Genomic DNA, 9,105 nt, shown 5'->3' on the forward strand with positions numbered 1-9,105 from the left:
GTAGTCGGGAATGCCGCTGTCGGTGCTCACTCCGGCCCCGGTAATGACGAACAGGCGGGGGTGGCGAAGCACGAACGCCGCCAGCGCCTCCCCTGCCGCTTCTACCTCACTGTGGTTTTTAATCTGCGTCAAACGCTCACCCTAGGCAACCGGTTAAACTCTCAACGATACTGTAGGACAATGGCGCGGCATACAACGTGCCCAGCCTGGCGCAAAAAGGAGCCCAACATGCAGCGGGATCACGACATCATCATTGTAGGCGGCGGCATGGTGGGCGCGGCGCTGGCCGCGCGGCTGGGCCAGGCGGGCCGGCGCGTGGGGCTCATCGAGCGCGGCGGCGCCCCGAAGGCGCCCGAGGGCGACTTCGACCTGCGCATCTCGTCGCTCAACAAGCGCTCGCTGGATTTCATCGCGGCGAGCCATACCATTCTGCCCCTGGAGCGCACCTGCGCGTTTCGCCATATCGAGGTGTGGAACCAGGAGGGCTCCGGACACAGCCTGTTTTCCGCCCGCGACAGTGACCTCGAGCAGTTCGGCCTGTTCATCGAGAACGTGGCGCTGCAGCACGCCCTGTGGCAACGCCTGGAAGCGATGCCCTGCGTGACGCTCTACACCGACACCACGGTGGTCTCGACGCTTGCCGGGGTGGACGCGCGCATGGTGGAGCTCGACAGCGGCCAGACCCTGAGTGCCGAGCTCGTGGTGGGCGCCGACGGCGCCCGCTCGCAGCTCAGGGAGCTTTCCGGCATCGGCGTGCTGACCCACGACTACCACCAGCGGGCGATGATCGTGAACGTCGAGACCGCCCTGCCCCAGCAGGACGTGAGCTGGCAGTGCTTCACCCCGACCGGCCCCCTGGCCATGCTGCCGCTGCCCGGCCACCGGGCGTCGCTTGTGTGGTACGACAAGGAGGCTGCCACCCAGGCCCGCGAAGCGCTGGACGACGACGCCCTGAAAGCCGCCATCGAAGCCGCCTTCCCCAAGCGGCTGGGCGGCCTCACCCGGGTCAACGCCCGGGCGAGCTTTCCCATCAAGCGCCAGCACGCCAAGCGCTACACCGCCAAGCGCCTGGCGCTGATCGGCGACGCCGCCCACGTGGTGCACCCGCTGGCGGGCCAGGGGCTGAACATCGGCCTGCACGACGCCGACACCCTCGCCGAGCTGATCCTCAGCCATACGGATGCCGGCGATGCCTCCGCCCTTCAGCGTTTCGAGTGGCAGCGCCGGCTCGCCAACCAGGCGATGATCGCCGCCACCGACAGCTTCCATCACCTGTTCACCGGCGTGAAACCGCTGCGCCAGCTCGGCGACTTGAGCCTGCATCTGGCCGAGCGCCTGCCGTTTGCCAAGCGCATGATGATGCAGCAGGCCAACGGGCTGAACCCGTTCAAGTGGCGCTAGACGCCTCGGCGGCGGGGAGCTCGCAAAGATGCCCCGTTTTATCCAGGCTGAACTCGGCGAAATCCCGCGCCAGATAGAGCGTACCGGTGTAGGCCTCTTGCGCCTCCTGGCGAATCGCCTCGATGGACGACGACGCCTCGCCGCGAGACTGATAGCGCGGGCTGAAGTGGGTCAGCACCAGATGAGGCAGCGCGACGGACTCGGCAAAGGCCGCGACCTGGCCCGCGTAGCTGTGGCGCACCTCGGCCGCCTTGTCGGCCATCGCGGCGGTGTAGGTGGCCTCGTGCACCAGCACCTGAGCGCCCTCGCAGGCGCTGGCCAGAAGCGCCGGGCAGTCGTTGTCACCGGCCACGACGATCTTGCCCGGCGGCTGTGTGATGCGAAGATACGCCCCGCTTTCGAGTATCTCGCCTTTCCACTCGACGTCCTCACCGCTGTAAAGCCGCCCCCAGAGCGGGCCGCGAGGCACGCCCTGCGCGATCAACTTCTCGGTATCGAGTACTGGCCTCGGCTTTTCGGTAAAGCTGTAGGCGTAGGAATCCACCCCGTGGGACAGGCGCGTCGTGCTCACTTCGAGCGTTTCGAAATCGATGCACGGCAGCGCCTCGACGAACTGGAACGCCAGCGGGAATGACAGCGTCACCTGGGTGGCCTCGAAGGTGGCCAAGAGCCACGCCTTCAGCGCTTCGGGCGCAACGATCGTGAGCGGCTCGACCCGTCCGTTCATCGAGGCGCTGGCCAGAAGCCCCGGCAGCCCGTAGCAGTGGTCGCCGTGCATGTGGGTGATCAGGATCGCGCGAAGCCCGTGAAGCGACAGCGGCGTATGCAGAAGCTGGTGCTGGGTGGCCTCACCGCAGTCGATCAGATACCACCCCTTGCCCCTGCGCTCGCGCAGCGCCAGCCCGGAGAAGTTGCGCTGCTTGGTGGGCGTGCCGGCAGAGGTGCCGAGAAAGAGCAGGTTCATGGCGGGTTCTCGTGTGGGTCAGCACTCACCTCGCAGCGAGGCAGCGTATGAAAGTCGTTCAAAACTCCCGGGGGCTGGCTATGCTGAGAAAGCCGCCGCGACGGCCCACGACAACCACAACGCCCCTGCCGGGAGGCCTCATGCAACGCACCTCGCGCTACGCCCTCATGATAGCAAGCCTTGGCCTGCTGGCCGCCCCGCCGCTTTCGGCCTTCGACGGCATCGTTGAGAAACAGCGCTTTCGCCTCGAGAACTTCACCACCCAGGGCGGCGAGACGATCCCGCAGGTGGACGTCGGCTGGGAAGCCTACGGCGAGCTCAACGACGCGCGAGACAACGTCATCCTGATCACGCATTTTTTCTCCGGCACCAGTCACGCGGCGGGGCGTTACAGCGACGAGGACGCGCTGCCCGGCTACTGGGACGCCATCATCGGCCCCGGCAAGGCGCTGGATACCGACCGTTTCTACATCATCTCCTCCGACACGCTGGTCAACCTCAACGCCCATGACCCGAACGTGGTCACCACCGGCCCGGCCACGATCAACCCGGAGACGGGCGAGCCTTGGGGCATGGCGTTTCCGTTGGTGGGCATTCGCGATTTCGTCGAGGTGCAGCGGGCGCTGCTGGAAAGCCAGGGGATCGACTCGCTGTACGCGGTGATGGGCGCCTCGATGGGGGCGCTGCAGGCCATCGAGTGGGCGAGCGTCTACCCGCAGCGGGTCGAGCGGCTGATTCCCGTGATCGGCAGCGGCGCCACCGACCCGTGGCTTCTGGCCACCCTGGGCACCTGGGCCGTGCCGATCCGCCTGGACGAGCGCTGGAACGAGGGTGACTACTACGACGCCGAGCCGCCGCTCGCGGGCCTGAAGGAGGCGCTGAAACTGGTCACGCTCAACGCCAACCACTGGCGCTGGGCCAACCGCACCTTCGATCGCGCCTGGGCGGACGAAACCCGTGACCCGGCCCAGGATCTGGGTGCCCGCTACGCCATCGAGCAGGCCCTCGACGAGCTCGCCGCCGCCCGAGCCGAGGTGGCGGACGCCAACCACCTGCTCTACCTGGTACGCGCCAACCAGAACTTCATCGCCGGCGGCGGCGATACCTACCAGGAAGGACTGGCCCGGATCGAAGCGCCCACGCTGATGCTCTACAGCGAGCGCGACCTGGTCTTTTCGCCGGAGGGCGTGCGCCGCACTGCGCAACTGATCCGCGAGGCGGGCAACGAGGTAACGCTCGAACCCCTGCGGGGCGATCGCGGCCACCTCGACGGCGTGCTGGCCATCGAGCAGGCGAGCGACACGCTGCGGGCGTTTCTCGAGTAGCGGGTGGCCGTGAGTATTCCGGTCGCGATACCTTGGCCCGGCGCGCTTCCCTGCCCCGGGTCAAGGCGAAGCCCGCGCGAGTGACTACACTGGTGGAGCGATCCACGTTCCAACCAGGAGAACCGCTCATGACCACCAACGAGAAAGTCTTCATCAGCCCCGGCCGCTACGTGCAAGGCGAAGGCGTGATCGCCCGCGCCGGCCACTACGTCTCGAACCTCGGGCAATCGGCCCTGCTGATCGCCGACGACGTGGTGTGGAAAATCGCCGGTGAAGCGCTCAGCAAGAGCCTGGAAGGCGACAGCGTACGCTTCGAGCGCGCGGTGTTCGAAGGCGAAGCCTCCAGCCGCGAGATCGACCGGCTGGTGGAGCTGGGCCAGAAGCAAAAGGCCGAGGTAGTGATCGGCTTCGGCGGCGGCAAGGCGATCGATACCGCCAAGGGCGTGGCGGAAAAGCTCGAGGCCGCCTGCGCGATCCTGCCCACCACCGCCTCCACCGATGCGCCGACAAGCGCGCTTTCGGTCATCTACAGCGACGACGGCGAGTTCGAGTCCTACCGCTTCTATGCCAAGAACCCGGACCTGGTGCTGGTGGATACCGGCATCATCTGCAAGGCGCCGCCGCGCTTTCTCGCCTCCGGCATCGCCGACGCTCTGGCTACCTGGGTCGAGGCGCGCGCCGCCATTCGCGCCAACGCCAACAACATGGCCGGCGGCAAGGCGACGCTCCTGGGCGCGACCATCGGCGAGAAGTGTGAAGAGATCCTCTTCGAGCACGCCCTGCTCGCCTATCAGGCCAACCAGGCGCAGATCGTCACGCCCTCCTTCGAGGCGGTGGTGGAAGCCAACACGCTGCTCAGCGGCCTGGGCTTCGAAAGCGGGGGCCTGGCCGGCGCGCACGCCATCCACAACGGCTTCACGGCGCTGCACGGCGACATTCACGACATGACCCACGGCGAGAAGGTGGCCTTCGGCACCGTCGCCCAGCTGATTCTGGATCAAACGCCCCAGGCGGAGCTGGAAGAGTATCTGGATCTCTACCTGGCGCTGGGCCTGCCGGTGACGCTGAAGGCACTCAAGCTCGAGGACGTCAGCGACGAGGATTTGTACCGCGTGGCCGAGGCTGCGCTTAAAGAGGGCGAATCCAGCCACAACCTGGCTTATGAGCTGACCCCGCAGCAGGTCGTGAGCGCCATCAAGGCCGTGGACGTGCACGCGCGGGCGTTCATGGAGAAGGTGGGGTTGAGCGAGTAAGCACAGCAAGCGGAGCGCCGAGGCGCTCCGCTGATGTCAGCTCACTGTCATCCCATCATGTACATTGGCCCGATGCTAGCAATCACTCGTCCGGCCATACCCGAAGATTCCCGGATCTCCATAGCTCACCATCCCAGCACAGCACATCGTGCAAGTCAGCGTAGATGGACATCTGGTTATAGCGTGGAGATCCATCCGGCTTGAACCAGTGCGATATCAGCGCGGTTGGGCGAGGTGGGCGAAATTTTTTACGTTCATTCAAATTGGGTTGCCAAAAGTAGACGATGATCGATTCGGCCGTTTCAAGATGCGTTCGCGTATGCTCGACGGGATAGGCAACGCTGCCCAGCCATATCTTCTGTTCGCGTGTAATTTCGAAAGCTTTATGGTGCTGCCTGAATCGATTCCGGTATAACCCTTCCGTGATTCCGCAGTACTGAATCTGCTCGTTGCGTTCGTATCGGCGCTTCCCCGTAAGCAGATACAGGCCGTTCCCCAGACCAGATTCACATGCCTCTTCCAGTGAATAAGGCCCCTGCCAGTTCACACGTATCGTTTGATTTTCCAATGCCTAGCTACCTTTTAATGCCCCCATTCGCGCCGAATAATAATTCGATCAAAAATAGTAACTCAACCACTATTTGATTTTTATTAGAGAGAACTCACGTTCAGCCTTGAATGCTGGCTCTTCATATGCGACATGCATTTACCAAGTCAGAAAGCAATAGTGCTCGACTTCTAACGCGTGACCGAAGCGTCACTGACGGAAGGAGAATCCAGCCACAACCGGGACTAAGAGCTCACCTCACAACAGATCGTTCACGACATCAAGGCCGTGGTCGTGTACGCGCGGGCGTTCATGGAGAAGGTGGGGTTGAGCGAGTAAGTCTTGAAAGATCAAGGGCGCTACGTATGTAGCGCCCTTTATCTGGCCCGCTCGGCCCTTGCCGAAGCTTGCAGGGCATTACCGGCTGGCGTTTTCCTCGGCCACCTGACGAAGCGCATCGACCAGCACTTCAGCGGGCTGGGCGCCGGGAATCAGGTAGCGCCCGTCGAGGATGAACCCCGGCACCGCATTCACGCCGGCGTCCATGAACCGCTGCTGCGCCGCTCGCACTTCGTCGGCGTACTGATCCGAGCGAGCGATGGCCTCGGCGGTGTCGCCATTCAGCCCCACCTCGATGGCCTTCTCGCGCAACACCTGCGGGTCTGCCGGGTTCCTCGCCTCGCCGAAGTAGGCCTCGAACAGGGCCAGTTGCAGCGGCGTCTCGCGCTGTTGGGTAGCGGCCCAGGCCAGCACCCGGTGGGCGGCGAAGGTGTTGTTCGCCCGGCGCTCCTGTGCACCGTTAAAGTTCAAGCCAAGCTCTTCGGCCACCGCCATGATCTCGCGCTGGGACTGCTCCATGGTGGCCGCGTCCTTGCCGTATTTACGGCACAGGTGCTCCAGAATCGGCTCGCCCTCCGGCGGCATGTCGCGGTTGAGCTCGAAAGGCTGCCAGTGAAGCTCGACCTCGATCTCGTCTTTCAGGGTTTCCAGCGCCTGCTCCAGGCGGCGATAGCCGATGGCGCACCACGGGCAGGCCACATCGGAGACCAGGTCGATTCTGACGGTTTGCATATTCTATGCTCCTGTGGGGTATCCCAGTATTCGATTAAACGTTGGGCATCATGCTACTGTATGGAGCACGTGACGGCAGCACGGATGAGAAGGCGACGATGGAAAAACACCGGTATACAAGGATAAGCTCGGTCAAACGGTACGCCTACTTGGAGCCATGGCGTTACCCGAGGGCGTTACTCATGTCGAGGTAATCGCGCGGGGACGCGCGCGTTTGATTACTCTGGCGAAAGAAAGGTGGGATAGCTGGTTCGATGGTCCAAGTGTTACGGCAGACTTTATGCGTGAACGTACTCAATCTTAAGAGGAAAGGCACGGGGTTTTGAGGTTAACGCCGAAGCTCAGCCGATGCGAAGCCGTCGGCTGCAGCGCCTTGTTGGGCGCCTGTTCTTACTACATTGCCCAAGTTGCCTCACACGCTAAGTACTCACTGAGGACGATTTTAATGGTTACCTCGTCGCCATAATCCGCTCCGTGGTAGCGGTATCGACCTTCCTGGACCTCGACCCAGCCGTTGATTAAGAGGTTAACGCTAGATGTTTCGCCAGCAGAGGATTGGAGCGTAAGCTGCGTGACCAAGAGCCGCTGCATCCCACGAGATCCAACCTCCCCGAACGTCTCCCCGATTTGGCTCGCTTCGAACGAGTCGCGTTGCTCCTCAGTGAGAGACTCCAACGGCGCGTACCACATTCTACTTGGCGGACCTGAACATGGCTGGCTGAGCTCGAATACGGCGTGGCCTTGGGCTAGCTTCGACAAGACACGCTTAACCCGCTCCGGTTCAATCATGAAGTGCGTTCGGCCGTCTTTCTGATATCTCGCTTTCTCTAGCTTCGCGCGTAAAGCCTGAGAATGCCGAAGAGCCTTCGCGACGCGTTCTCGCGTTAATTGGTCTGGATCGGTTGTGCCGGTAGTCACGCACTCAATGAGGCAGGCTAGATACTGCTCATCCAGTGAGAATCCGTTGTTGCAGTATCTACATGCACCGACGACGGGGAGGTAACTGGGTAGGGGCGGATCCAAGAAAGCCTTAGAAGGAACATGCTCACGTGTGTCCTCGTAGCCGCCACAGTATATGCACCCGTTGATGAGACGCTGGTCGGCATAGTCGTCGAGTTGGTCCACTCATTACTCCTCTCGGTGCCGCTGCGCGCAACGCCCACTTAACTGGTGAGCAACGCTACCACGACATTCAATTATTACACCGTAAACGCAAAAGCCAAATCAGACTAAAACCGCCAAGCGTCGCGAATCCGTCTTAAAGCATTTGTTATGTGTTACTTGCTAGGATCTCAAACTGTGGCTTCCCGTAAGAGCCAATCAGCACATCTTCTTCAGTCTCCTCCATTCTATTGTCAAAAAGTCTATAACCATCCATTTTTAACTCTCTAGCCAGTGATACTAATTGTTCAATTTTTCCGATGAAAGGTATTGGGAAATGGACATAACTCTTTGCGCTGGCTGTTCATCTTTAGGACCAAAGCCCGTAATACTTATAATATCGTGTGCAGAAAAAGTCTTCTTTATATCTTCTCTATCGTTTAAATGAATGTTAACACCGAATAACAAGCTATTAATCTCCTTGGAATTAATATGTACACTTCCGACTAAATACGAGGCTAATTTTTCTTCCAAACGCTCAATTTTTGCTAGTAGTTCTTGAACATTCTGAGTTGATACAGGAAACTTAACAAAATCATTGGTTTTTTGGCTAATATATTCAGCATAATAAGAGCCTTCTTGTAGCTCAGGTCGAAACTTAGTTTGTAATATGAATACTGCAATTAAGAAGATTGGAACATTTAATATGGCTGCAATTACAAGGGCTTCTGACGCCCAATTTAGATTTGACAAGTTTACCGCTGCAACTAAAAACGTGCTGTTTATTGAAAACAATCCGACTAGCCAAGCACCTAATAGCTGAATCGGTTTTGTGATTTTCTCTGGTTGGATATTTTGATTATTCACTATTTACCCATAAATAAATAAAAGAGAGTATATGGAAGGCTACATAACCCCAATAAACGTGCCCGCTCATTTACTAAGATTATGTAGTCGGTTCTTTTGACTCTAACCCATTGCTTACGCTTAAAGCAAAGCAAAATTTGGCAATATATCTGAAATTCCCGTGCCTGCGCGTTTTGCTGGTTTCCATCATACTGGCGCATGAACATCACCCGGCTGTGCGCCTCAGAGTAAAGAGCCCAATTGTGTGGGCATCCCTGCAAGTAGATAGCCCGTTACGCTAGCCTCACCCGCACCATTACCCCCTCGAACCACTGCTGCCGCAACCCGTGCTGTTTCTCCAGCAGCGCCAGATAAGCCGCTAGCGGATGCTGCGATTCCAGCGTTACATGCAACTGCCGCAACCGTCGCTGAAACGGGAGCTGTTCGGCGGGCTGGTGCAGCGGGGTGGCGTGTTCGGTGAGCCAGTCGATCTCGGGGAGCAGCAGGTGGGTGGCGCCACTGTCCAGCGCCAGCGTGACGCCCTTGACGTCGAAGTCGCCGACGTAAAAGTGCGGGCGGCGGGTCTTGCGCCAGGTG

At 60.3% G+C, this 9,105-nt stretch carries 7 protein-coding genes and 3 pseudogenes; 4 read left to right on the forward strand and 6 right to left on the reverse strand.

The features are described from left to right. A pseudogene (locus tag BIS11_RS05560) lies at positions 1–132 on the reverse strand (NAD-dependent deacetylase); the annotation flags it as partial. Positions 133–228: 96 nt separating this feature from the next. On the opposite strand from BIS11_RS05560, the gene BIS11_RS05565 reads away from it, so the two are divergent. Then, positions 229–1,401, forward strand: coding sequence for a UbiH/UbiF/VisC/COQ6 family ubiquinone biosynthesis hydroxylase (locus tag BIS11_RS05565; RefSeq protein WP_253424342.1), 1,173 nt, complete (start codon positions 229–231; stop codon positions 1,399–1,401). Here BIS11_RS05565 and BIS11_RS05570 read toward each other — a convergent pair. Beyond that, positions 1,388–2,365 carry a ribonuclease Z gene (locus BIS11_RS05570; protein WP_253424345.1) on the reverse strand — a complete coding sequence of 326 codons (978 nt, stop codon included), beginning with the start codon at positions 2,363–2,365 and terminating at the stop codon, positions 1,388–1,390. The genes BIS11_RS05565 and BIS11_RS05570 overlap by 14 nt on opposite strands. A 140-nt stretch (positions 2,366–2,505) precedes the next feature. Between BIS11_RS05570 and BIS11_RS05575 the strand changes: the two genes are divergently transcribed. Then, a complete protein-coding gene (locus tag BIS11_RS05575) occupies positions 2,506–3,690 on the forward strand; it encodes a homoserine O-acetyltransferase (protein WP_253424348.1) in 1,185 nt (394 codons plus the stop codon). 128 nt (positions 3,691–3,818) lie between these two features. Next, positions 3,819–4,943: a glycerol dehydrogenase gene (locus tag BIS11_RS05580; protein WP_253424352.1), complete on the forward strand. Its 1,125-nt coding sequence runs from the start codon at positions 3,819–3,821 to the stop codon at positions 4,941–4,943. An 82-nt stretch (positions 4,944–5,025) separates the two neighbouring features. On the opposite strand, the gene BIS11_RS05585 is transcribed toward BIS11_RS05580, so the two are convergent. Together BIS11_RS05585 and BIS11_RS05590 are read right to left on the reverse strand one after the other, a co-directional pair. Next, complete coding sequence (locus BIS11_RS05585; RefSeq protein ID WP_253424356.1) at positions 5,026–5,511, reverse strand: hypothetical protein; 486 nt, start codon at positions 5,509–5,511, stop codon at positions 5,026–5,028. Positions 5,512–5,907: 396 nt separating this feature from the next. Then, positions 5,908–6,561 carry a DsbA family oxidoreductase gene (locus BIS11_RS05590; RefSeq protein WP_253424359.1) on the reverse strand — a complete coding sequence of 218 codons (654 nt, stop codon included), beginning with the start codon at positions 6,559–6,561 and terminating at the stop codon, positions 5,908–5,910. 124 nt (positions 6,562–6,685) lie between these two features. On the opposite strand from BIS11_RS05590, the pseudogene vapB reads away from it, so the two are divergent. Then, positions 6,686–6,865: pseudogene (gene vapB / locus BIS11_RS05595) on the forward strand (type II toxin-antitoxin system VapB family antitoxin); the annotation flags it as partial. A gap of 1,097 nt (positions 6,866–7,962) precedes the next feature. On the opposite strand, the gene BIS11_RS05600 reads toward vapB, so the two are convergent. Both BIS11_RS05600 and BIS11_RS05605 read right to left on the reverse strand, forming a co-directional pair. Continuing rightward, the gene (locus tag BIS11_RS05600; protein ID WP_253424364.1) at positions 7,963–8,529 is read right to left on the reverse strand and encodes a hypothetical protein; all 567 of its coding nucleotides are present in this window, start codon (positions 8,527–8,529) and stop codon (positions 7,963–7,965) included. A gap of 272 nt (positions 8,530–8,801) precedes the next feature. Further along, a pseudogene (locus tag BIS11_RS05605) lies at positions 8,802–9,105 on the reverse strand (hypothetical protein); the annotation flags it as partial.

Source organism: Halomonas sp. 707D4 (assembly GCF_024158685.1).
Taxonomy (GTDB): domain Bacteria; phylum Pseudomonadota; class Gammaproteobacteria; order Pseudomonadales; family Halomonadaceae; genus Vreelandella.

Coding starts and splice junctions, on each gene's coding strand:
- BIS11_RS05590 (WP_253424359.1), bottom strand. CDS start 6,561: ATGCAAACCGTCAGAATCGACCTGGTCTCCGATGTGGCCTGCCCGTGG.
- BIS11_RS05570 (WP_253424345.1), bottom strand. CDS start 2,365: ATGAACCTGCTCTTTCTCGGCACCTCTGCCGGCACGCCCACCAAGCAG.
- BIS11_RS05575 (WP_253424348.1), top strand. CDS start 2,506: ATGCAACGCACCTCGCGCTACGCCCTCATGATAGCAAGCCTTGGCCTG.
- BIS11_RS05565 (WP_253424342.1), top strand. CDS start 229: ATGCAGCGGGATCACGACATCATCATTGTAGGCGGCGGCATGGTGGGC.
- BIS11_RS05580 (WP_253424352.1), top strand. CDS start 3,819: ATGACCACCAACGAGAAAGTCTTCATCAGCCCCGGCCGCTACGTGCAA.